We start from the raw sequence: 23,135 nt of genomic DNA, 5'->3' as shown, positions 1-23,135 counted from the left end.
ATGCAATCAACTACAGCACTTGTTGTGCCAATTCGTTAAATCAACCCAATATCAATATGTTAAGGCTTTTACGTGTATTGCGTGGTCATATTGACACGTTGTAATGTGGAGTCAATAAGACTACAGTGTGTCAAAAGGATAAGGTGATGTCTGATATATCTTCAAAAGCACTGATTGAATTGGCCCTAGATTTGGCGCAAAGTTTAGTAAACCGTCATCGCTTTGATCGTTTATTAGATACCGTCAGAAAAACAATTAGTTGTGATGCGGTGGCGTTGTTAGAGCTAAGAGGTGAAGTGCTGAGTCCCCTTACCTTACAAGGGTTAAGCAGAGACACATTAGGGCGACGCTTTCTCATTTCTGAGCACCCACGTTTTCAACAAATATGTTCTTCAACCTCACCGGTACGTTTTCCAGCTAACTGTGATTTACCCGATCCCTATGACGGTTTATTAATCGATCGAGATGGGGATTTACCGGTGCATGCCTGTATGGGTTTACCCCTTTATTTCGACAGCAAGCTGATCGGTGTGCTGACTCTTGATAGCTTTACTCCCCAAGTATTTGATGACATAGCGAGCCGAACACTTGAGGTTATCTCAGCGATGGCCGCGGCCAGTTTGCATACCGGTTTAAGCTTAAGCTTGTTAGAACAACAAGCCTACCATTCTCAACAAGTATTGGAAGAAATGAACCTCTCAGCTTGGCACAGCGATAGTGAAGAACTGATAGGGGAAAGTGTTGAAATGCAGCGCCTTAAAAAGGAAATTGCTCTAGTGGCGCCATCTGATTTCACTACCTTAATTCAAGGTGAAACCGGCGTAGGTAAAGAACTGGTCGCGCGTTCTGTACATAATCTGTCGCCTCGGCACAAAGCACCAATAGTCCACGTTAATTGCGCAGCTCTGCCAGACAGTTTGATTGAAAGCGAATTATTCGGCCATGTTAAAGGCGCATTTACCGGTGCAGACAAGGACCGAGCTGGCAAGTTTAGTATTGCCAATGGAGGCACTATATTTCTGGACGAAATCGGTGAACTGCCACTGGTGGCCCAAAGCAAGTTGTTGCGGGTACTGCAAAATAAGGAGATCCAAGCGGTAGGCCAAGATAACAGCCAAGTTATTGATGTGAGGGTTATTGCCGCGACTAACCGTAACCTATTAAGTGAGGTGGAGCAGGGGCGTTTTCGCGCAGACTTGTACCATCGCTTAAGTGTTTACCCACTGAGTGTACCGGCTCTAAGAGACAGAGCAGGAGATGTACAGCTGCTCGCTGGCTACTTTATAGAGCTAACTAAACGCAAACTAGGCATTGCCCAAATAAAACTGCAATCTGATTTAGTCGATTATCTAAACAATTACGATTGGCCAGGCAACGTACGAGAGCTAGAGCATTTAATTAGTCGGGCTGCGTTAAAAGCGCGAGCGCGACAACACAACAAGGGTATTGTGCACTTAAGCATCGTAGATTGTGGTGAACTGAGACCGGTGGTTAGCAGTAACCTTGAAAGTGTAGATAGTATCGCGCCAATAATTAGTGAACCTTCTACACTGACGCTAAAAGCTGCGACAGATATTTATCAACGCCAAATCATTGCTGCTTGTTTAAAGAAGCATCATGGAAGTTGGGCTAAAGCAGCCAGAGACCTAGGGGTAGATCGAGCAAACTTAAATCGATTAGCGAAACGTTTAGGTCTGAATATTAACAAAGTGATTGAGGATTGAACTAACCATGCTTTTGTCACGTAATTAGTTTCAAAACCACTTGTTCTCAGCAAAGGATTGTCTATGAAAGCCCGTCGACAGATTTATTTAAGCTTAATGTTTAGCTCAGTGATTACTAGTTACAGCCATGCTAATGATTATGCGCTTATCGAAGGCGAACAGGCACCCGTTTGGGTGCAACGAAGTGGACAGTTGGCCCTGCACCTAGATGCCTCGCCCTTAGACGGCGGTGAAGCTAACGGACAATCTACCGCTATTGATGATGCTAAATTTCTGCTGCCGATTAAACCCGCTACCGTATTTGCTGTTGGATTAAATTACCGGAGTCATGCTGGCGACTCTGGTGCCGCTAAGCCTGAAATATTTTTTAAGTCTGCTAGCTCTCTCAGCATCGGAGGCTCTTTGCTACTGCCAAAGGATGCCAACAACGTGCATTTTGAGGGAGAGTTAGTGCTGGTAATTGGGAAAACCTGTAGCAAGGTAAATAAAGAGCAAGCCTTAGCTTGTGTATTTGCTTATACCTCCGGCAACGATTTAACTGAACGTAGTTGGCAAGGGCGAGATTTACAGTGGTGGCGGGCCAAGGGGGCTGATGGTTTTGCTCCAATCTCTCAGTGGCTTACGAGTGACATTGACCCATCAGATTTAACCGTGACTACACGTTTAAACGGTGCCATTGTGCAACAAGAAAGCACTAAAAACATGATTCATTCAGTAGAGGACATTGTCAGCTATATAAGTGGCTATGTCACATTGCAACCATGGGATGTAATTTTCACCGGTACCCCTGGTAGAACCCAAGCATTGAAAAAAGGAGATAAGGTGAGTGTCGCGGTGAGCTCGCTCAATCAGGTGGTTACTAATATCGAGTAACCACCTATATTGATTAGCCGAGGGATGACTATTTAACTGGGCTTAACCCTTTATCGCGGTTGGCTTTTGCTTGGTCTAAGTTAAAATCTGAAGATACCCAGTCACTGGCTTCAGCAGCGCTGAATTTATTCTGTGACCAGTCGCTTGCTGCTGCCAGTTCAAAGCCTGCGTCTAGCCACTCTCTGGATTCTACTGCGCTAAATTTTCCTGCCCAAGCCACTATTTGGTTAGGGTCAGTAAAATTCTGATCTACCCATTCTTTTACTTGGGGCTGGCTCATACCGGCTCGTACATAAGTTTGTACTTGCTCAACGCTTACTCCCATCTCTTTCCAGGCAGAGATTTCAGACTCAGACATTCCATCCCAAGTTGGTTGACTAGAACAAGCGACCAACAATAGTACAGCGCTTATAAAGCTCAATATTTTCATAACGTTCCTTAGTATTATTTAGTACTGATTAAAATATAAACCATATAAGCAAATCTTCCATTAAGACGAGGGATTAACTTTGTTTAAATCCATGAGAAAGGGTTAATCTGGCGAATACGGCGATCTTTTCGTCGCTTGACTGATGGTTGCTTGTACTAAGCCTAAGAATCAGAGATTATACGAGGCTATTTTGTTTAAACTGTATTTATAGGTAGGCTGGTATGAGTGAGGCGGACAATCGCCCTAGCAATTTCATTCGTCACATTATTGATGAAGATCTTAAATCAGGTAAACACACAAGTGTGCATACACGTTTTCCACCTGAGCCAAATGGTTACTTACACATCGGCCATGCTAAGTCGATCTGTCTCAATTTTGGCATTGCTCAAGACTACCAAGGAGCGTGTAATTTACGCTTTGATGACACCAACCCAGAAAAAGAAGATATAGACTACGTTAACTCTATTCAACAAGACGTTAAGTGGTTGGGTTTCGAATGGGATAGTGAAGTATGTTATTCATCTAACTACTTTGACCAATTGTACGGCTACGCGGTTGAATTGATAGAAAAAGGCCTAGCATTTGTTTGTTTCCTAAATGCTGAGGAAGCACGTGAATACCGTGGGACTTTAAGTCAACCAGGAAAAAACAGTCCGTACCGTGATACGTCTGTTGAAGAAAATTTAGCGTTGTTTGAAAAAATGCGAGCTGGCGAGTTTAAAGAAGGCGAGTGTTCCTTACGCGCTAAAATAGACATGAGTTCATCATTCATGTGTATGCGTGATCCAGTTATTTATCGTATTCGCTTTGCCCATCACCATCAAACGGGTGACAAATGGTGCATTTACCCGATGTACGATTTTACTCACTGTATTTCAGATGCGATTGAAGGTATAACCCATTCCTTATGTACACTGGAATTTCAAGATAACCGCCGTTTATACGATTGGGTACTTGAAAATATTACTATCGATACTGTGCCACACCAGTACGAGTTTTCACGCTTAAACCTTGAATACACGGTAATGTCTAAGCGTAAATTAAACACCCTGGTCACCGAAGGCCATGTTAATGGTTGGAACGATCCTCGAATGTTAACCATTGCGGGTTTACGCCGTCGCGGTTATACAGCGGCCTCTATCGTTGAATTTTGTAAACGCATAGGCGTGACAAAAATGGAAAACATGGTAGAGATGCCAATGTTAGAAGCCTGTATTCGTGACGACTTAAATGCTAATGCTCCTCGTGCTTTGGCCGTATTAGATCCGATCAAGGTGATCATCGAAAACTACCCAGAAGATAAAGTTGAGCAGTTAAGCGCGCCATTACACCCAAGTGAAGACATGGGTGAGCGTGATCTTCCGTTTAGCCGAGAACTCTACATTGAAGCTGAAGACTTCCGCGAAGAAGCAAATAAGAAATTTAAGCGCTTGGTGATCGGCAAAGAAGTTCGATTACGTAATGCTTACATGATTAAAGCTGAACGCTGCGACAAAGACGAAAATGGTAATGTGACGACGGTTTATTGTACTTACGATGATACAACCTTAGGCAAAAACCCTGAAGACGGACGCAAACCTAAAGGTGTGATTCATTGGGTATCAGCCAGCCATGCTAAGGCCGCTGAAATACGTTTATACGATCGCCTATTTACGGTGGCTAATCCGGCGGCAGAAGAAGATTTTACTCAAGTATTAAACCCAGAGTCATTAATCGTCAAAAACGGTTTTGTTGAGCCAAGTTTAGTCAACGCTAAAGCAGAACAAGCCTACCAGTTTGAACGCCAAGGTTATTTTTGCGCTGATAGTGAAGAGTCAAGCGCTGAAAAACTGGTGTTTAACCGCACGGTTGGTTTACGTGATACTTGGGCAAAAATCGGCGGTTAGTTTGCTAGTTTTAAGCTTTTGCCAAGATGAATGGAGCGGTATCGATGAGCAAAACAGATATGGTAAGTGAGCAGGATGCCTTAGTGGGCCGCAAAACGGCTATTACGCTTGACGGTATTCATGCGGTGAATGGTAGTGACTATTTGCAACCAGCAGCCGGTTTGAGCGTTGGCTACTTTGGTTTAGGCTGTTTTTGGGGTGGAGAGCGCTTGTTCTGGCAACAGAATGGCGTAGTGTCGACGGCCGTTGGTTATGCAGGTGGATATACTGAAAACCCAAGCTACGATGAGGTATGTACCGGATTAACCGGTCATACTGAGGTAGTTAAAGTCATTTACGACCCAAAAGTGCTTAGCTATCAAACCTTGTTAGCGTGTTTCTTTGAGCAGCATGATCCAACCCAAGGTATGCGCCAAGGGGCGGATGTGGGTAGCCAATATCGGTCGATGATTTTTGCTACTAATAGTGAGCAAGCAGGTTTAGCCCAACAAGCTCAGCACGCTTATCAACAAGCGCTACAAGGTGAAGGCTTGGATAGAGCGATCAGTACCGAAATTGTTGAGTTCACGATCTTCTATTACGCTGAACTTTATCATCAACAGTACTTACACAAAAATCCCAATGGTTACTGTGGTATTGGAGGCTTAGGGGTTTGCTTACCGCCCTGGCTTCAAGACTAATTGTCACTGAGCGTTAAAAGCAGCCTTCTATTGGCTGCTTTTTTGTTGGCCAAACTCTAGTGTTTTGGCCAACTCAATTCCATTTTAAGCAGTGATGAACTATTCGGAAGCCCACACATTTCGTCATAAGCTGAATGCTGTATCAGCCATACCTTGTCAATAGACTGTTGCTGATAGTGCTGTTTAATACTAGACAAACTGCTAAACCGCTTAGTGTGTTTATAGGGATAATCGGTTACAGCGCGAACATCTGGTGCTTGCTCGCAAACCAAATAGATATCGCCTTCGTGGGAGTTAATAATCAAATCCATAATCCTTTCCTCGTGTAAAAGTTAAAGGTTCATGGTTAATACGTTATAGGGGAGAAAAAGGTTGTATAAGTGGCATGGTTATTTGGAAAATAGAACTGGGGGAGGTAGCAACCACCCCCAAGATTTCTAATCTAGCGGCGCAATTGTAAAATACTTACCGGACAGCTTAATCCGAGTTTTTCTGCAGCTTGCGTGAATCCGCTTTCTAAACTTTCAAAACTTAAGTTTGAAGTGAATTCCATACACAGCAAGTCTCGCTCTTTTTCTATATTCCACAACACTGCCTCGTCAGCAGTCGCCGTTTGGATCAATGGTAGTGCTTGAGTTATCGCTGCGCTTATTTTAGCTTTGTATCTCATGAATCACCTTTTAGAGAAAGCAAGATTCGCAGTTTACTTACTTTCTAACTACTAGATATTTATGGTTCCAAGGGTTTTGGCCGGTAAGCTAATCAGAAGTAAATCTTTTGATTCAACTAACACAACCTTTTATCATCCATGATCAACACATAATAAAGCACTTTAGGTTGTAAAAGTGTGTAAAAGTTCGCAATTTATTGTAATAGTGAGATCTCAGGCAATAAATGACTTTAAGATAAGATTTAATAGCTGTTTAGCATGCTTAAATTGAATGTAAAGCAAGCAATCGTTTAGTCACTAGTGCTGATGGTAATCTCAGACACCAGTTGATGAACCAGCTTATCCAAATTTGCAAAGTCATCTTCTTTAAGAATTTGATTTTTAGCTCTGCTGGAAAATGGTAACAATTCTAACCAACGAGCTACTACCCAATACTCGCTATTATAATCATAAAAGTCGGGGTGGTTGTCGTATAAGGTGTGTTGGCTAAGTACTTGTTTTAACTTAGCCGTTAGCTCGTCATCTTGGGTATTGTTACTGGGGTGTTGCCAGTGGCTTTTCGCTTTGATGGTTGCGCTATATAGTTTATCGTCGGACTGGCTTATGTCGGCTAGGTCTACCCGCTTGAGGGCTCTAATGGTTATTCCTAACATTCCGTCTTCTAATTGCTCAAAGTCTTCAATAATACAGTGAACACCTATCTCAAATTCGGTTACATCATCAGCTTTTGGTTGGCATAACACAAAACCTTTAGCTTCTTCACTGGCTATCGATACTAAGCGTAGATAGCGAGGCTCAAAAATTCTGAGCTGGCTTATCCCCCCGGGCATTAACAACATATCTAACGGAAATAAAGGTAAACGCATAATACACCTATTCTTTTTATAGAAGTTGATTGCTACGAGTTACTACGCTAAAACCAATCAAGCTGATCAACTTGCGTGGGCATATCTTTATATTAGTTGATAGGAACACCACTATGAAATCTAAATTCAGCAGATGGCTGCATGATTAGCTCGGCTTCATAGGCGGCAAATTCACTCACTCGTTGTTGTAACAGCTCTGGTTCGCTTAGCTGAGAGGCCAGCAGTATATAATCTTGGTAGTGCCGGGCTTCTGATCGAAGTAGTGAGTTATAAAACTTCGCTAAACTCGCCGGCAAGTGTGGCGCTAACGCGGCAAAACGCTCACAAGAGCGCGCTTCTATAAAGGCTCCTACGATGAGCTTATCTACCAATGCTTGTGGTTCGTAATGGCGAACTCTAGCAATTAAGCCTTTAGCGTAATGTCCTGCATGTAGGTTTCTATATTCAAGTCCCAAACTATGCATGATGGAAAAAACTTGTTCAAAATGATGTAACTCTTCTTTTATCAGCAAACGCATTTTTTCTAGCAGTTGTTGATTAAACGCTGTGGATTGGTTGAGTTCGGCGTTTAGGCGCAACGCAGACAAATGCTCAGTGATAGGAAAGCAGGGCAAATTGGCCAATTGCCGGTTTACTTGGCTGATTAACAGTGGCGCGAGTTTACAGCGCTCTAATAAGTCCAAGGCACTCATGGCGATGCTGGCTTGTTCATTGGTAGCAGCGCTAATGCCATTTGGAAAAAACCAGTTGACGAACACGTCTGCTGACCATTTTCCTGCGCGAAAAATGATAAACTCATAGGGCGCTAATAGTTGTTTGAGCTCTTTGGCAACATTGTTATGAGGACTTGCTGCGTACTTTGAGAGTAATTTTACGGCGGTGGCAGCCGCTTTCCATTCTGCATTGGCGTGGTCGCACAACAGGGTGGTGAGATTCTCTGGCCTTAGCGCTTGCTCGACCCACGTTTCTGGGGTGCGAACATTAAGAAACTGATAAATAGGTGTTAATAGGGAGCGAACCTCGGAGCTTTGCACGTATAAATCCAATTTATATGACTTTATGACCAATATTTGTGAATTTCACCCAAATGGATGCTTGAATTCAATTTGCTAAAGGTTACACTTTTGCTAACTAGAAAACGAGAGCTAATCATGGAACAGATCAAGCAACAGTTTGACCAATTATTAAGCCCACTTGAACAGTTAACCAGCTTATGCGATAGACTGCCTTGTGGTGATAAAAAAAATGCGTTAATGAAGTCTATTCAGTTAGTTAAAGATCAAAATGAACAGGCTAAACAAGAAGCCTACGCCTTACTGTCGCAAACCCAATCTTAGCTTTATTCTTTTATTGAGCGTCACTCGTTGTTTTATTGTCAGAGAGTGGATGTATTTTTTGCTGCTCTAAAAACTGTAACTGAACATTGCTTAACAAATGTCTATTTTCGTCGCTTAATAATTGCTCAATTATCTGCCTACTCTGGTAAAAATCAGTTTCCACATATTGTAAGCGAGCCTTACTCAATCGTAACTTCTGTTTCAGCTCCCAGTTGGCATAAAGCTGATCTTGATTTTGCAGTGCCGTAGTGGTTAACGAAGAGGGCGCTGACGCAGTCTTTGTCTGCGGTTGTGTAAGTAAGCGCTCTTTTGCTGGGCGTTCCCAAGACCAAAACATTAACACAACGATAAGCACAGCAACCGAAATGATTGGCGACCAAATCATGGCCCTAGTGAAGGTAAGCTGTTTGGTATGGGCTCCTTCCCCCATGCTGATAGCGAGCTTTTGGATGTGAAATTGCTGTTGATGAATAACCTTTTTTAATGAGCGTACTTCAGCAGCTGTAGCGATATTATTATCAAAGTTAGCAGCTTGTAGGCCTTGTCCCGACATTAAGTGTTGATAGCTGTTTCTAATTAGCACCACTAACGCACTAGAGCCACCTTTGTCAGGATGGCAACGAACCAATAGTTGCTTATAGCGTGTTTTTATCTGTTGTTGCGTAGCATTGTCATCTAATGCAAACAGCTGGAAATGCGTAGTCATTTTAGGGCTTACAATCCTTGGTCTTAGCGCAAGAAGAATACAAAGTTTTTTTCAACTTGTCTCATCTATTAATTGTGCAATTTACAACAATTTATTCTTCGTTTATACGTTACAATCTAGCGGCTTGATTCTAGTAGTAGGGTGTTATGTATAAAACAGCATTTAGTATTGACCAGTTTATGGCCGAATTTTGGCAACAACGACCATGTTTATTGAAGCAGGGCATCATTGACTTTGTTGATCCCCTATCGGCTGAAGAACTTGCCGGCTTGGCCATGGAAGAAGACATTCAATCAAGGATCGTTTCACATAAAGCGGGTCATTGGACCGCACTACAAGGGCCCTTTGAAGATTTTGGCATTTTAGGCGAATCGCACAGCTCTTTGTTGGTTCAAGGAGTGAATCACTGGAATGGCAATATAGCAAACTTGGCAGAGGCGTTTAGCTTCATCCCTAACTGGCGCTTTGATGACGTAATGGTCTCGTATTCTACGACCAAGGGAGGAGTGGGCCCGCATATTGATCAGTATTGTGTGTTTATTATTCAGGGCTCAGGTACGCGCCACTGGCGGGTAGGTAATAAGCAGGTATTAAAAGAGTTCACTAGCGACGACAAACTTAAGCACTGTGAAGACTTCATCGCCGATATTGACGTTATTCTAGAACCCGGCGATGTGTTGTATATCCCGCCAGGTTGTCCTCATGAAGGTTACGCCATTGAGCCAGCGATGAATTATTCCGTTGGATTTCGTGCGCCAGATGCCAAAGAATTGTTGTCAGGTTTTGCCGACTATATGTTGCGTCATGATGTTAAAGCAAAGCGCTTTATTGACCCTAAACGCCCTCCCAGCAAAGAGTACGGGCGAATAGCCGAAAATGACATCATTGGTTTAAATAAGTTGATGATTTCATTACTTAACTCCCCAACTAATACCGCGCATTTCTTGGGTGAGTACTTAAGCGAAACAGCGCATAGCTCCGATTTATGTGTACTCAGCGATGCTGAAGACCAAATCGATTACCATCGTTTACATGCCAATATGGATGAAGGTTTAGTGCTGAAGCGTTGTGCTGGCGTTAAGGCTCTGTATCTTGATGTATTACCCTACCAACTATTTGTTGATGGCCACGCATATAAAATACCCACTTGTTCATGGGCTTTAGCTAAAAGTTTATGTGATTATAGTCGTGTAGACAGCCATTCTTTTAGAGCTTTTAACGAAGATGCTAAGCAATTAGATTGGTTAATTGAATTAATTAATGCAGGCTATTGGTATTTCGATGAAATTGATTAAATGACGAGAAAAGCTGGCTAATGAATACTCGCCAGCTTTTTATTCGTCACCATTAAACAACAGTAAAGTTAGCACTTAACCGTCTATATTTTTTATTTAGCATTAGCGTTTCAGTCACGAGTAAACAGACCAATCAATCTGCCTATAAGCACCTATATTTGAACCAACAATAGTACCAAGCAAGTATACCGATTGATGATATCTGTGGCTAAGTTGGCTTATAGAGCTTGTCGACATGAATGGATAGTTAGTCAGTTGAATAGCTAGTAGTTGCTGAAGTTTCTGGTAAAATCCCACAGCAATCGATTGTTCCCCGCAAAAACCACTGGTTAATGTAATGACAAGGTAGTGGTTTTTCACCATTGAAATAGGACTGTTTACCATGAGTCTCGCTGATAAAGTATTAGCAGTGAATAATGATCTACCCATTCGCACTGATCGCCCAGTTCATAGTGGCAAGGTGCGCTCTGTTTATTGGCTCACTGAAGCAGACAGTAAACGATTGATTAGTGAAAAGGGCTATGATGTTGCCCCTGATACCCCTTTAGCCATTATGGTAATTAGTGATCGAATTTCAGCATTTGATTGTATTTGGCATGGCGAAGACGGTTTAAAAGGGGTTCCCGGTAAAGGGGCTGCGCTCAACGCTATCTCAAACCATTGGTTTAAGCTGTTCAAAGAGCAGGGACTAGCAGATAGCCACATTCTGGATATTCCACACCCGTTTGTGTGGATAGTACAAAAAGCTCGCCCAGTGATGATTGAGGCCATTTGCCGTCAGTACATTACTGGTTCGATGTGGCGTGCTTACGCTGTCGGTGAACGCAACTTCTGTGGCATAGATCTCCCCGAAGGTTTACAGAGGGATCAAAAACTCCCTGATTTATTGATTACGCCCTCAACTAAAGGCATCTTAAAAGGTATCCCCGGTGTGCCTGAAGCAGATGACGTGAATGTAACTCGGCAAAATATCAGCGATAATTTTGCTGCGTTTAACTTTAAAACCGCCGAAGATATCGATACCTACGAGCGTTTACTCAAAGAGGGTTTTGCGGTTATCAGCCAAGCTTTGGGCGAAATAGACCAAGTGTTTGTCGATACCAAATTTGAATTTGGTTATGTAACAGATGCTCAAGGTAACGATAAGCTTATTTATATGGATGAAGTGGGGACCCCTGATTCTTCCCGTATTTGGGATGGCCCACAATATCGATTAGGTAATGTAGTTGAAAATTCAAAAGAAGATTTTCGCCAAACACTGCTTAATTACTTTCCAGACTCAGACATATTGTTAAACAAAAATCGTATGCCTGAGCGAGAAGCCTTAGCCCGTGACAATAATTTGCCAGTAGAAGTATTAATGAAAATTTCTAGTACTTATATCGGTATTGCAGAAAAAATTACCGGCAAGAAAATTGTGATGGGTAATAACCCAAAGCAGGAAGTGATTGATATTCTTCGCGAAGAGTATGACTTAATCGCCGATTAACAAAGTACAATAAAAAGCAAAACCACTCGAGGTTTTGCTTTTTTTAGTTTCCTAATATGAGTAACTAAGCGCGCAATAAGCTGTGTAATTGGTTTACTGACACGTCTAAGGCGGAGCTATCTCGATTAAAACTAGCATTGAGTAGTTGTTGCAAGGTCTTATCTAACTCTGGATCAGAGAACTTCTCAGCGCTGATGGCAATTTGTTTAATATGTTGCTGAGTGTCGGCCCATGAATGGGTCTCTAGCTGCTTGTTGATTAGCGATAATCGATTCTTTGTTTCCTGACTAAAAATAGTATAAAGCGGCTTTAGATAACTTTCTTGTTGCTGAGCGCCTTGGTTGACAGGCAATGCAATCTGCGTTGATAGTTGGTCTATGTTGTCAGTGAGCAGCTCGATAAAACGATTATAGGTCTCATCAGATTGGCTTAAGGCTGTAAGTAATTGTTCGTCTTGATAAAGTGATGAGAATGGCAAGGCGTTGGTTTGATTCAATTGTGACAGTATTAGCAATTGCTGGTCATCAATGGGGTGGTTGATCAGGTAATGCTTTAAATCAGTGCTAGGAAGCGCCACAGGGTTTTCAATTTGTTGTGCATGAATCAGCAAACTGGGTGTAAGTGGCGTGTTAGATAATTGCTTAAACAGTGGCTCTGATATCAAGCTATCACTGATCAACACCGCATCGAGGTGACTTAAGCCATTTAAGGTCTCATCCAAATCAGCCAAGCTGCAATGAAAAGCTTCTCCAGAATAATTATCGATAAAATCGCTGATCAGCAAGGGAGTGCTGTTAGGGGCGTCAACCAGCAACACGCTGCCCTTGTTTAATCTAACTTGTGGGCTTTGGTCTTGTTCGGCCGCGATAGATACCATGGATAACTCAACAATATCTTTATTTAACATTGTACTGGTCTGACGTTTTGTATCACTAAGCTGTTCAACAATATAGCTAGTGAGTAAAGGCCGTAAGCAGTGGCTAGAGCCGATGGTTAATTGCGTGTCCTGTGGCAGCTGGTCTAAGACCTGAACGGTTATCAAATCGGCGATATTGAGTTGGCTGAGCGCGTCTGGCAGTTGGTTTTGTTCATCAAAATACCATACCGCTTTATTAACATCTAAGAGCTCGAGTGTATCCAAAGAAATCATCTTACAGCCGAACAGTTGTAACTGTAGTTGTAAACATTGCTGCAAAAAAGGATTAGCGAGGTTAGCCACTACTTGGACGCACTCAGCTTGTGGCTTACAGGTTGCGAGTAATGTACTGCCTTGGTTATTATCAAAGGGCAGAGTGATAGACAGTGAGTCATCATTCTGTGTCTGACTCCCTCCGATAAGCGCGACTAAAGGTTGGCAGCAGTCAATAATCGATTGTTGAACCGTGCTCAGTTTATTAGCTTGCTCTACGTCTATATTGAGCTGTAACTGTTGCTGGTTTAAATCTAATTGAATGAGCACTTGACTACCGCTTGGATATAGCGAGATTAAGTACAAATTTAAGTCAATTAAAGCCTGAAAATGGGCTTGATTTAACCAGTATCCCTCCGCTATTTCCGGGTTTACCACCAAGCTCCAAGTGATTTTTTTAGCCAATAGCAAATCTGAAAAACCGTTTAACCGTGTTTCTAATATGACTAGCGGCGAGTATTGGTTAACATTTAAGATGTTGTCCTGTTGGTCAATCCAAGGTAAACATTTTAGCAAACTAGCTAAACGAAAATTGGCATCCAAGTCTAGCCTTGATCCTTGCCGCATTAGTTGTTTTGGCAGTTGCTGTGTCAGGCTTAATTGGTGTAATGCCTCTAAGCAAGCCGCTTTTATTGGCGTATAAAGTTGGCTATCTTGTAGCTGAATGGTGTGTTTTTGTTGCTTAACTGATTCTACAGAATAATCGTTTGCTGGTAGTGGCGAAATGGTGACCAAATACAAACTATCATCACTAAAGGTAAGCGTAAGATGATTGGCGAAATATCGTTCCCCGGAGCTTTTTTCTTCAATCAACAAACTAAATGTCTCGGGGTAGGATACCAAAAGCTCGATAAAATCGGGTTGTGTTAGGTTGTGCTGTTGCGGTGCGGGCTGGTACATATCATTTAAATTAACGCCACCTAACTGCTGATTATTAAGTTGTAGTTTGTTTAATGCCAGTCGACTGGCTTCAATAATATGGTTTTTTTCATCGAGGATGTAATGCGCCTCGTTGGCGTATTCTAATAGTGCTTTTTTTATTCCGCTCGCTCGGTTTGATAGACCAATCATCTGTTTAAATTTGCTTTGGTCTTTGTTGTGTTGTTCGTGGGCTACGGTCAGTTTTTGCTTTAGTAAACGGTTAGTTTGAGAAAGCTTGGTATCTGCCGCTGACTCTTCATGCTTAGCCACAGGAGGTAGGGCCTGATTACTGTTTATCTTGGCTGGATTGCCGCTGATAATTCTCACGGTAAAGAAAATCAACACAAACTGGATGAACGCCATGATGGTCACAAGGTTTATCAGGGGGGCTTTATAATTGTGCATCCAATCAAGTATATTGGTCGGTGCTGAAAATTCGATTTCAACCCACGCAATGGGATTGATCTGGCTAGCCGGTTTAGTTTGATTGTTAAACTGCTTTGCCAGTTTGTTAGCGTGGTCACCTACTAGGTGGTTATTTTTCCTCGGTTGGCCTGCCTCGGTCATTAATGTCTGCGAACTTTGGTCAGTGACTTTTACATAGTTGATGCTCGGAGAGCTAAGTAATTGTTCGGCAAGCTCCTTTAGCACAGCCTTATTCTGACTATTTACTGCTTTTCTTGCACTTATCTCGAAAATACTCAGTGATGTTTTCACTTCACTTTCTATGTTGTTACGCTGTTGTTTATATAGAAAAGGTAAGCTTATAGCGACAAGGCTAGCGACCACGATGAGGCATACTAAATTAATCAGCAGGGCATTTTTAAATGTTTTACTCACAGTCATCCTTTGTACTGCTAGTTATCACTAATGGGTGAATCACGCTTTTTTACTTATCGAGTTAGAATGCATATCCAAGACGTAGATACAGTGTATCAAACTCAATTTTTCTGAAGGTTTTAGCATTGTCTTGGTCACGCTTATAATAGTTATAACCGCCACCTATGTCCCAGCGAGCATTAAACGCGTAATTCAAACCAATGTCCGTAGATACGAGTTCGCCATCACCATTATTTCCGTATTGGCCGCTAAATGACAGGTCAAAGTCGGGGGTGAATTTATAACCTAAAGTGGCATTGACTAAAGGATATAACAGCCATTCTTCGTCGCCGGAAATTTGTTGACTGAAACTAGAATCGGGATAAAGGGATGCTTGTGCGTACTGAACTAAAACACCTAAGCCAGCTTTAGCTATCCACTTCTTTGCAAGTTGTAGGTCATATTGCCAATTAACCATGTTGTCCCAAACTTGGTATTGAGCATAGACACTATCACCACTGTCGAGCTTACCTTCGTCTCGAGCTTCGTAAGGTTGTGACAAAAAGCTGAAGCTGTGGTGGGTATTTGGTGTCCAAGTCCAACGAACAGCTGCACTTGTAATAGTATCTTCTTGGCCAAATTCGATGCCCTGTTGGTCGCTAAAACTGCCTATGTCATTTGATTTTAATCTGGTAGGGCCCAATAGGAAGTCAAATCTAAATTTGGGGTCAAAGTGGGTGGCGGGTGTTTTAGAGCGCGTACCACCCTCGAAAAAACTGTTAGAGACAGACACTTGTAAACCGGTGGCATCGCCATCAACCATTGGGCTGACGCGTATATCTTCGCTTATTGGATTAACAAAAAATAAGTTACTCAGGGTCGCAATGCTGGCACCAGCAATAACATCATCCCAATAGTGTTTATCACCATGCACCCGGCTCCAGCCGGTATAGCCCGCTAACGCGTAGGCAGGGACGCCCCACGCAGAGCCATAACGAGTCTGAAAAAATGATGCGCCACTAAAGGCTGCAGCAGTATGACCAGAAGGAAATGAGTTATTAGTGGTAAAGTTTGGACGGCGCTTATCAACTGAAAATTTAATGCCATGAGTGAATATCATGGTAGTAGCAAAAGACTTGGTTAGTTGTAAGCTCCCATGGTAGTCACCCTTAGCTAAACTAACGCCTAGACCTCCAAGAGGCAAAAGAATTTGTGTGTAGTCACCTATCTGTACATAAGTGTCTTCTGCTACAGCATGATTACCTAACAAAAACAGTAATGCAGCACTGGCTGCTTTCATTTTTAGACGCATAAATATTCCATATTATAATCGTTCTTCCATGTTGTCTGTTTAGCCAACTTAGCCGATGATACCGACTGTCCAAGCTTTTATCTAGCATTTAACTACGGCAGCAAACAGGCCTCTGTTTCGGTGATTTAAGAAATTGAATAGGGAGGGTGAATTTTCACAAATTCACTGGTACATTAGCTTCGCTAAAACAAAGTGTAGTGGAAAATAATGAAATATAGCCCCAGTATAGACAGCCTCATCAAATCTTTACAAGTATTACCAGGCGTGGGCCCGCGTAGCGCTCAGCGTATGGCATTTGATTTATTAGAAAGGAAACGTCGCGATGGCCTAAAGCTCGCTGCGTGCATTAATAAAGCAATGGACGTGGTTGGCCACTGCAATGCCTGCCGCAATTTTGCTGAAGAAGAGCTATGTGTCATTTGCCAGTCACCCAAGCGGCTAAGTAAAGGTGTTATTTGTGTTGTAGAGACACCGGCAGATGTAGCCGCAATTGAGCAAACGTCACAATTTTTTGGTAGTTACTTTGTGTTGATGGGCCACTTATCTCCGCTAGATGGCATCGGCCCCAGTGAGTTGCACCTCGATAAGCTCGAGCTACGCCTACAAAACGAACAGGTGCAAGAGCTTATACTTGCTACTAACCCTACGGTAGAGGGTGAAGCGACGGCTTATTACATCGCTGACATGGCCAAACGATACCAAGTAAAAGTATCGAGAATTGCCCACGGCGTGCCTTTGGGCGGAGAACTCGATAGTGTCGATGGCACCACCTTGTCGCATTCACTGATAGGTCGACAAAGCTTCGATTAGTCAGACCAAATTATATTGCTGACAAAACGCTAAGGTAATCCTCTGCGTTAGCGCCTTATATCATCTTCATTGCTTAGTCTTCTATCTAATGCCTCTTTTATTTTGCACAGTTTTTGGGCGATTAATGTTCAATCTGGTGCTTAGTTGTACCCATATTGCTTGATTGTTTCGCTCGTAATCGCCGTGAACGCTATCGGTTGTGCTATTGGTACATTTATTGAAATAAAAATTGTTAGTAAAGCACGACAAAAAGTCTTCAATAAACCTGTTGTGGATGGCACGGTCCTTGGAAGGTATAACTTGAACGGATTCGTTTTCAATTCAGGAGAAAGGCAATGAGTCAAACAAATGATTTTCCGCTAAGTGCTGTGCCAGATGACCAACGTAAGGGGTGGTGGTCTATGGCTTCTGTATTACTCGGTTTTACTTTTTTCACTGCTACCATGTGGGCGGGTGGAACGATTGGAACGGCTTTTAGCTTTAGTGAGCTGATATGGATTATTGTGATAGGTAATCTTTTACTCGGTTCTTATGCCGCAGGCTTGGCCTATGTGGCGTACAAAACGGGCTTAAACTCAGTATTGTTAGGCCGTTATTGTTTTGGCCTGAAAGGCAGTATGCTTTCTGACTTCGTGTTAGGTTTTACCCAAATAGGTTGGTATGCATGGGGCACCGCTACTATCGCCATTGTGCTGGTAAAACTATTAGGCTTGCCTGAAGGATTAACGATTCCATTAATGGTGTTGTTTGGTTTTGGTTTTTGTATCACCGCAACCATTGGCTACCGAGGTATTGAACTATTATCAAAAGTGTCAGTGCCTGCGATGTTGGTCTTTATTGCCATATCTCTTTTTCAAGGAGTGATTGATGTCGGTGGCCTAAGCCAATTAATAGGTATTGAGCCGACGAGTACTATGCCTATGGCAGCCGCCATTACGATGGTGTTTGGTACCTTTGTTAGTGGTGGGACGCAAGCGACCAACTGGAGCCGTTTTTCTAAGAGTGGCAAAATAGCTGTCACTACCACTTTGGTCGCATTTTTCATCGGTAATGGCTTAATGGTGTTTGTTGGCGCTTTTGGCGCGCTTGTTTACCAGCAAGCGGATATTGTTGATGTGTTGGTCGCTCAAGGTTTCGTATTAGTGGCGGTATTAATGTTGTTCACCAATATTTGGACAACACAAGATAATACTATTTATAACTTTGCAGCAGCAGGCTGTAATTTGCTACGCACCGATAAACGCCGTGCAGTCACCATTGGAGGGGCCGCCATAGGCACCTTACTGGCGATATTTGGCATGTACAATATGTTGATTCCTTTCCTCATATTGTTAGGCACATTTATCCCGCCAATTGGTGCGATTATCATGACCGACTTCTGGGTAAAATATAAAGCAGCACCACCAAGTTTAGAGCAAGTCTCGCTACCACAGTTTAATATGCAAGGGCTGGCCGCTTATGGCGTAGCATCGGCTGCTGCCTACTTTTCACCTTGGGTGGCGCCGTTGGTGGGTATTGTGGTTGCCAGCGCGTTTTATAGCTTATTGGTGTTTATTTCTTCAGCGCAACCTAGCTTAGCTAAAGAGGCCTAATGCCCTTAAAAGTAAGTGAAATAGCTGTTATTCCTGGCTTAGAAGCTTTTAAGCTTCGGGCTGGGGAGAGCGGTTTGAATAATATTATTCGTTGGCCCTATGTGGCGGAAAACCGAGAGCTTGGGCCCTGGCTTCTAGGGGGAGAGTTAATATTCGTTACAGGGATCAATCTTCAACGCAGTGTTGAAGAATATCAGCAGTTAATCCTTGAAGGGCAAGCTAAGTCTGCGGCTGGTATGGTAATTCTTACTGGTTCTGAATTTATACAGGTGATCCCAGAGGCCGTGTTACAGTTTGCTGATCGGCAAGGTTTTCCGGTGTTTGAACAACCCTATAGTCTACCTATGGTGAAAGTCACAGAACTGATTTGCAACCGGATTATTCAAGTCGACTTAGCCGAACATTCCTTACGCTGGTTTTTAAGCCATGTAATTGAATCTCCCAGAGCTTTGCCGGCTTTAGCTATCCAACGCGCTGAAGCACTTAATTTAGACTTTGAACAGGCTTTGTTGGTGGCGTTTTTATTACCCTCAACAAGTGAAGGTTTAGACTCAAGTGCTTGGGCCTTTACTCTAAATCGATTATTAGAACCTTACCATCGGTGTTTGCCGGTTTTAGAGTATCAAGATGGATGGTACCTATTCCTTGGCAATCCAAAGCAGCTTAATCACGAGCAGCAAATTCACTTATGGACAGATATAGTTGATACACTGAACGAAGCCCAATTGTTTTGCTCGATAGGAGTGAGTGAAGCAGGACTCGGTTTTCGTCAATTGGGCTTAGCGGCCCAACAAGCAAAGCAGGCTGCGCATTTTTCAAAAAATTGCTCTCGACAAACAGTACTGCACTATAGTGATTTAGGTATTAATAAGATATTTGTTGCGGTGGATAACCAAGAATTATTAACCGAGTTTTGCCGTCAACACTTAGGGTCACTATATGCCAATACTGATGCGCAAGCGCTAATACTTAAACAAACTGTAGCGGCTTATTTTGACAACCTCTGCGGCGCTAGGCAAACCGCACAAAGCCTCGCTATTCACCGTAATACTTTGCAACATCGCTTGCAAAAGTTCCAATCTTTAACGGGGATGCAACTAAATAATGCCCAACAGCGATTGTCGGTACAAAACGCCTTAATGATGGAAGCGTCACTATTAAACGAAAGTAAGCACTATGGAAGATAAGCAATGAAAATTATTAATGCCCGCCTACGAGGTAAACAACCGTTATTTACTTTGCTAATCGAAAACGGTTTGTTTAGCCAGATTGAAGCGCAGCAAGGCGTATTAACGGACGACTTGGCGACCTATGATGCCAAAGGGAATCTATGCTGTGCGCCTTTTGTAGAACCGCATATTCACTTAGATGCCGCGTTAACAGCCGGCGAGCCAAACTGGAATATGAGTGGCACCTTGTTTGAAGGTATCGAGCGTTGGGCTGAACGTAAACCGCTACTTACCCGACAAGACGTTGAACAGCGCGTATTAAAAACAATTGAATTACTGGTAGCAAATGGGGTGCAGTATATTCGCACCCACGTAGATGTTACTGACCCTGAGTTAGTCGCCCTAAAAGCGATTGTTGATATCAAACAGCGTATTAAAGACAAGATACATTTACAAATTGTGGCGTTTCCACAGGAGGGAATTTGGTCGTATCCAAATGGGCGACAATTAATGGAAAGGGCCTTAGAAGAAGGCGCTGATGTTATTGGTGGAATCCCTCACTTTGAGTTTACCCGTGAGTATGGGGTAGAGTCGATGCGGTGGGTCATCGAGCTAGCGCAGAAAACGGGTAAGCTGGTCGATGTTCATTGTGATGAGATAGACGATGGTGCCGCCAGGTTTTTGGAGGTGTTGGCCACTGCAGCCTTAGAAGCAAATTTGGGGCCTCGAGTAACCGCTAGTCACACAACAGCAATGCATTCTTACAACAACGCCTATTGCTCAAAGTTATTTCGATTATTGAAAATGTCCAAGATAAACTTTGTCTCTTGCCCGACCGAGAGTATTCACTTACAAGGGCGTTTTGATACTTACCCAAAACGTCGTGGCATCACCCGGGTAAAAGAGTTGCGAGAAGCGGGGCTAAATGTATGTTTTGCTCAAGATTCAATCCAAGATCCCTGGTATACCCTGGGTAATGGAAAGTTACTAAGAGTACTAGATTCAGGCATCCATAGTTGCCATATGATGGGGTATAGCGAGTTACAAAACTGCTTAGATCTTATTACTGATAATGGCGCTAAAACCCTACAAGTAGAACATGAGTATGGTATTGAGCTCGGTAAGCCAGCTAACTTAATTGTGTTACAAGGTGGCAACGATGTAGAAGTACTGCAGCAGCAGGGAGAAGTATTGTTATCAATACGCCATGGTAATGTGTTACTTGAACGTAAGCCGGCGGAAGTCGTGAGCATCACCCAGTTTGTTGATAGTTAGGCTTGACGCCAAGAGCAGCCCGGATGCTGCTCTTGGTTTAGTAGACATCACTGTCACTTATTTGCTAGGTTTTTTTCGGGGCTTATAGTGACCTGAACCCTTATTCGATTTAGGACGAAAATTTAAAATCGAAACAGGGACTTCTTTAATCGGTGCAAACCCCTCAACTTCTTTTCGTTCAATTAATTGACCTAGGCGGCTTTCAATAGCACACAAATTTCTAAAATCATCTCGTGAAACAAACGATATAGCTTCACCAATAGCGCCTGCACGGCCAGTTCGACCGATTCGGTGAATATAATCATCGCTTTGATCGGGCAAGTCATAATTGACTACTCGGTCTAAGTCGTCAATATCGATACCACGCGCGGCTATACCGGTTGCAACGACAAACTGCACTTCTCCAGATTTAAAGTCCGCCAGTAATTTGCTGCGTGATGCTTGGCTCCTGCCACTATGAAAGGCCTCGGCTTTAATGCCTCGCTTTTCTAATTGGCTCACCAGTTTTGCCGAACCGTGTTTGGTTTGAATAAAGATCAACGCTTGCTGCCATTGGTTAGCAAGGATCATTTGGCTTAACAGCGCAGACTTTTTGTCTTTATCTACAGTAACCAGCCATTGGTCTATCTTAGGGGTGTTGTCACTGTTACTTGCAACGGAAATCTCTGTAGCTTGCTCAATGGTACTTTTAGCTAACTGACGAATTTGCGGTGATAAGGTAGCAGAGAACAATAAGCTCTGACGCTGTTCAGGCAGTCTATCTACAATTTTAGTGATGTCATCGATGAAGCCCATATCGAGCATGCGGTCTGCTTCATCTAATACTAAGGTGTCTAGTTGGTCAAAATGAACGGCCCGTTGATACATCATATCTAGCAGCCTACCCGGTGTAGCGACTAAAATGTCGATACCATAAATTAAGGCTTGTTTTTGTGGTTCAGAGTCAACACCACCATACATAGCTAGTGAGCTAATCTCTAAGTGTTTTGCATAATCAACGATGTTTTCTTCGACCTGAATAGCCAGCTCTCGGGTAGGTGTTAAAATTAATACCCTTACTCGTTTACCGCGTAATGCTTCTTGCTGTTCAGTCAGCTTTTGTAAAATGGGTAACACAAAACTGGCCGTTTTACCGGTGCCTGTTTGTGCTGCTGCTATCAGGTTTTTACCTGATAGCACTACTGGAATAGCCTTTTTTTGGATAGGCGTCGGTTGTTGATAACCGCATTCATTTAGCGCTTGAAGTATCGGGGTGCTTAATCCGAGTTTAGAAAATGGCATTGTAGATCTCAGGTGGGTAATAACAAGATAACTGTTACGGCCTTTGTCGATAACAGCTAATATCGGGGCATTATAACATGAAGCTAATTATTCACTGAGTAAAGTTGAATGTGACGGCGGGTATAGTGGCTTAGTAGAGTAATAATGGTTGTCACAAGACTCCGCAGCCCATTAGATAAGGCTTAGATTTTTTAGCCAGTGCTTTATTGTTTATAACTTCGAAGCAGTGTTAGTACGCTGTTACAATTTATATGAGGACTTAGGGTGTGTTGGTAAATACGTTAGATAAAGTGTTGTTTGCAGTGTTGTTATTAGCCTTTTTCCAAATGCCAATCTTAACCGAGCATTATTTACAGTTTGTAAATGGCCAATACCACTCGGCAAAACAACAAGTGGACAATTTTCAAATCAATGCAGACTTGCACCAGTACGCCAGTATTGACGCTATGATTGATGATTTTAAACAAAATTCTAATCTTGCTGTGCGTACTGATGCAATGCAAAAACAGCAAACAATGGCCAATTTTAGGCAACTTGGTCAAGCAATTGAATTGTTTACCCAAGGGAATCTTTACCAAAAATCAATATATATGTTTAGCCCTGAGCGCTGGCAAACCTTAAAAAAAGTATTAGCAAACTTCACTCCGGGGATTTCCTTAAACCCGCTAACCATCGTTTATAGCGTGATCGCTGCATTGTTCTTAGGGGGCATGCTTATGTGGCCTATACGCCGCATGGCTGTCAATGCGACTAGTTAGCATCATCTAAACAAAATATGCAAAAAAGCCGAGTGATTCAACCCAGTACTAGA

Annotated in this window: 21 protein-coding genes; 12 read left to right on the top strand and 9 right to left on the bottom strand. The window is 42.7% G+C overall.

Annotation, left to right across the window (positions count from 1 at the left end; genetic code table 11):
- The first annotated feature begins 146 nt into the window (after positions 1–146).
- Positions 147–1,724 (top strand): nitric oxide reductase transcriptional regulator NorR, encoded by a 1,578-nt coding sequence (gene norR, locus M0C34_RS10630; RefSeq protein ID WP_248711659.1) that lies wholly within the window; start codon positions 147–149, stop codon positions 1,722–1,724.
- 63 nt (positions 1,725–1,787) lie between these two features.
- A complete protein-coding gene (locus M0C34_RS10625; RefSeq protein ID WP_248711658.1) occupies positions 1,788–2,597 on the top strand; it encodes a fumarylacetoacetate hydrolase family protein in 810 nt (269 codons plus the stop codon).
- A gap of 28 nt (positions 2,598–2,625) precedes the next feature.
- Here the strand turns inward: M0C34_RS10625 and M0C34_RS10620 are convergent, their stop codons facing one another.
- Entirely contained in the window at positions 2,626–3,027 is a 402-nt protein-coding gene (locus tag M0C34_RS10620) for a hypothetical protein (RefSeq protein ID WP_248711657.1), read from the bottom strand.
- Positions 3,028–3,248: 221 nt separating this feature from the next.
- Between M0C34_RS10620 and glnS the strand changes: the two genes are divergently transcribed.
- A complete protein-coding gene (glnS, locus tag M0C34_RS10615; RefSeq protein ID WP_248711656.1) occupies positions 3,249–4,913 on the top strand; it encodes a glutamine--tRNA ligase in 1,665 nt (554 codons plus the stop codon).
- Positions 4,914–4,957: 44 nt separating this feature from the next.
- On the top strand, positions 4,958–5,593 hold the full coding sequence (gene msrA / locus M0C34_RS10610; protein ID WP_248711655.1) for a peptide-methionine (S)-S-oxide reductase MsrA: 636 nt from the start codon (positions 4,958–4,960) through the stop codon (positions 5,591–5,593).
- Between the two features lie 56 nt (positions 5,594–5,649).
- On the opposite strand, the gene M0C34_RS10605 is transcribed toward msrA, so the two are convergent.
- The 4 genes from M0C34_RS10605 to M0C34_RS10590 form a co-directional block, all read right to left on the bottom strand.
- On the bottom strand, positions 5,650–5,907 hold the full coding sequence (locus M0C34_RS10605; RefSeq protein WP_473964561.1) for a DUF6482 family protein: 258 nt from the start codon (positions 5,905–5,907) through the stop codon (positions 5,650–5,652).
- Positions 5,908–6,035: 128 nt separating this feature from the next.
- A complete protein-coding gene (locus M0C34_RS10600) occupies positions 6,036–6,263 on the bottom strand; it encodes a hypothetical protein (protein WP_248711653.1) in 228 nt (75 codons plus the stop codon).
- A 290-nt stretch (positions 6,264–6,553) separates the two neighbouring features.
- Positions 6,554–7,129, bottom strand: coding sequence for an LON peptidase substrate-binding domain-containing protein (locus M0C34_RS10595; protein ID WP_248711652.1), 576 nt, complete (start codon positions 7,127–7,129; stop codon positions 6,554–6,556).
- Between the two features lie 92 nt (positions 7,130–7,221).
- On the bottom strand, positions 7,222–8,163 hold the full coding sequence (locus tag M0C34_RS10590; protein ID WP_248711651.1) for a MiaE family protein: 942 nt from the start codon (positions 8,161–8,163) through the stop codon (positions 7,222–7,224).
- 117 nt (positions 8,164–8,280) lie between these two features.
- Here M0C34_RS10590 and M0C34_RS10585 point away from each other — a divergent pair, with 117 nt between their 5' ends.
- Positions 8,281–8,466 carry a hypothetical protein gene (locus M0C34_RS10585; RefSeq protein WP_248711650.1) on the top strand — a complete coding sequence of 62 codons (186 nt, stop codon included), beginning with the start codon at positions 8,281–8,283 and terminating at the stop codon, positions 8,464–8,466.
- Between the two features lie 10 nt (positions 8,467–8,476).
- Here the strand turns inward: M0C34_RS10585 and M0C34_RS10580 are convergent, their stop codons facing one another.
- The gene (locus M0C34_RS10580; RefSeq protein ID WP_248711649.1) at positions 8,477–9,172 is read right to left on the bottom strand and encodes a J domain-containing protein; all 696 of its coding nucleotides are present in this window, start codon (positions 9,170–9,172) and stop codon (positions 8,477–8,479) included.
- Between the two features lie 146 nt (positions 9,173–9,318).
- Here M0C34_RS10580 and M0C34_RS10575 point away from each other — a divergent pair, with 146 nt between their 5' ends.
- Together M0C34_RS10575 and M0C34_RS10570 are read left to right on the top strand one after the other, a co-directional pair.
- A complete protein-coding gene (locus tag M0C34_RS10575) occupies positions 9,319–10,467 on the top strand; it encodes a JmjC domain-containing protein (protein ID WP_248711648.1) in 1,149 nt (382 codons plus the stop codon).
- Positions 10,468–10,849: 382 nt separating this feature from the next.
- Positions 10,850–11,956: a phosphoribosylaminoimidazolesuccinocarboxamide synthase gene (locus M0C34_RS10570; protein ID WP_248711647.1), complete on the top strand. Its 1,107-nt coding sequence runs from the start codon at positions 10,850–10,852 to the stop codon at positions 11,954–11,956.
- 64 nt (positions 11,957–12,020) lie between these two features.
- Here the strand turns inward: M0C34_RS10570 and M0C34_RS10565 are convergent, their stop codons facing one another.
- Positions 12,021–14,906, bottom strand: coding sequence for a hypothetical protein (locus M0C34_RS10565; RefSeq protein WP_248711646.1), 2,886 nt, complete (start codon positions 14,904–14,906; stop codon positions 12,021–12,023).
- 61 nt (positions 14,907–14,967) lie between these two features.
- On the bottom strand, positions 14,968–16,197 hold the full coding sequence (locus M0C34_RS10560) for a phosphatase PAP2 family protein (RefSeq protein WP_248711645.1): 1,230 nt from the start codon (positions 16,195–16,197) through the stop codon (positions 14,968–14,970).
- Between the two features lie 207 nt (positions 16,198–16,404).
- Between M0C34_RS10560 and recR the strand changes: the two genes are divergently transcribed.
- The 4 genes from recR to codA all read left to right on the top strand — a co-directional run bounded on the left by recR (position 16,405) and on the right by codA (position 21,043).
- Positions 16,405–17,007, top strand: coding sequence for a recombination mediator RecR (gene recR / locus M0C34_RS10555; RefSeq protein ID WP_248711644.1), 603 nt, complete (start codon positions 16,405–16,407; stop codon positions 17,005–17,007).
- Positions 17,008–17,342: 335 nt separating this feature from the next.
- Positions 17,343–18,599 carry a cytosine permease gene (gene codB, locus M0C34_RS10550; RefSeq protein ID WP_248711643.1) on the top strand — a complete coding sequence of 419 codons (1,257 nt, stop codon included), beginning with the start codon at positions 17,343–17,345 and terminating at the stop codon, positions 18,597–18,599.
- Positions 18,599–19,786: a PucR family transcriptional regulator gene (locus tag M0C34_RS10545; RefSeq protein ID WP_248711642.1), complete on the top strand. Its 1,188-nt coding sequence runs from the start codon at positions 18,599–18,601 to the stop codon at positions 19,784–19,786. The genes codB and M0C34_RS10545 overlap by 1 nt, the downstream gene beginning before the upstream one ends.
- A 3-nt stretch (positions 19,787–19,789) precedes the next feature.
- Positions 19,790–21,043 carry a cytosine deaminase gene (codA, locus tag M0C34_RS10540; RefSeq protein WP_248715567.1) on the top strand — a complete coding sequence of 418 codons (1,254 nt, stop codon included), beginning with the start codon at positions 19,790–19,792 and terminating at the stop codon, positions 21,041–21,043.
- A gap of 57 nt (positions 21,044–21,100) precedes the next feature.
- Here the strand turns inward: codA and M0C34_RS10535 are convergent, their stop codons facing one another.
- Positions 21,101–22,324 carry a DEAD/DEAH box helicase gene (locus tag M0C34_RS10535; protein ID WP_248715566.1) on the bottom strand — a complete coding sequence of 408 codons (1,224 nt, stop codon included), beginning with the start codon at positions 22,322–22,324 and terminating at the stop codon, positions 21,101–21,103.
- A 266-nt stretch (positions 22,325–22,590) separates the two neighbouring features.
- Between M0C34_RS10535 and M0C34_RS10530 the strand changes: the two genes are divergently transcribed.
- Positions 22,591–23,082 carry a DUF2937 family protein gene (locus tag M0C34_RS10530; RefSeq protein ID WP_248715565.1) on the top strand — a complete coding sequence of 164 codons (492 nt, stop codon included), beginning with the start codon at positions 22,591–22,593 and terminating at the stop codon, positions 23,080–23,082.
- Positions 23,083–23,135: the final 53 nt, after the last annotated feature.

The sequence above is a fragment of the Agarivorans sp. TSD2052 genome (assembly GCF_023238625.1).
Lineage (GTDB): Bacteria > Pseudomonadota > Gammaproteobacteria > Enterobacterales > Celerinatantimonadaceae > Agarivorans.
Note: the sequence above shows the minus strand (reverse complement) of the source record. Positions and strands in the feature narration are given on the sequence as shown.

Bases quoted from the DNA above. Each gene is read 5' to 3' on its own strand.
- norR (WP_248711659.1), top strand. From the start codon at position 147: ATGTCTGATATATCTTCAAAAGCACTGATTGAATTGGCCCTAGATTTG.
- M0C34_RS10625 (WP_248711658.1), top strand. From the start codon at position 1,788: ATGAAAGCCCGTCGACAGATTTATTTAAGCTTAATGTTTAGCTCAGTG.
- M0C34_RS10620 (WP_248711657.1), bottom strand. From the start codon at position 3,027: ATGAAAATATTGAGCTTTATAAGCGCTGTACTATTGTTGGTCGCTTGT.
- glnS (WP_248711656.1), top strand. From the start codon at position 3,249: ATGAGTGAGGCGGACAATCGCCCTAGCAATTTCATTCGTCACATTATT.
- msrA (WP_248711655.1), top strand. From the start codon at position 4,958: ATGAGCAAAACAGATATGGTAAGTGAGCAGGATGCCTTAGTGGGCCGC.
- M0C34_RS10600 (WP_248711653.1), bottom strand. From the start codon at position 6,263: ATGAGATACAAAGCTAAAATAAGCGCAGCGATAACTCAAGCACTACCA.
- M0C34_RS10595 (WP_248711652.1), bottom strand. From the start codon at position 7,129: ATGCGTTTACCTTTATTTCCGTTAGATATGTTGTTAATGCCCGGGGGG.
- M0C34_RS10585 (WP_248711650.1), top strand. From the start codon at position 8,281: ATGGAACAGATCAAGCAACAGTTTGACCAATTATTAAGCCCACTTGAA.
- M0C34_RS10580 (WP_248711649.1), bottom strand. From the start codon at position 9,172: ATGACTACGCATTTCCAGCTGTTTGCATTAGATGACAATGCTACGCAA.
- M0C34_RS10575 (WP_248711648.1), top strand. From the start codon at position 9,319: ATGTATAAAACAGCATTTAGTATTGACCAGTTTATGGCCGAATTTTGG.
- M0C34_RS10570 (WP_248711647.1), top strand. From the start codon at position 10,850: ATGAGTCTCGCTGATAAAGTATTAGCAGTGAATAATGATCTACCCATT.
- M0C34_RS10560 (WP_248711645.1), bottom strand. From the start codon at position 16,197: ATGCGTCTAAAAATGAAAGCAGCCAGTGCTGCATTACTGTTTTTGTTA.
- recR (WP_248711644.1), top strand. From the start codon at position 16,405: ATGAAATATAGCCCCAGTATAGACAGCCTCATCAAATCTTTACAAGTA.
- codB (WP_248711643.1), top strand. From the start codon at position 17,343: ATGAGTCAAACAAATGATTTTCCGCTAAGTGCTGTGCCAGATGACCAA.
- M0C34_RS10545 (WP_248711642.1), top strand. From the start codon at position 18,599: ATGCCCTTAAAAGTAAGTGAAATAGCTGTTATTCCTGGCTTAGAAGCT.
- codA (WP_248715567.1), top strand. From the start codon at position 19,790: ATGAAAATTATTAATGCCCGCCTACGAGGTAAACAACCGTTATTTACT.
- M0C34_RS10535 (WP_248715566.1), bottom strand. From the start codon at position 22,324: ATGCCATTTTCTAAACTCGGATTAAGCACCCCGATACTTCAAGCGCTA.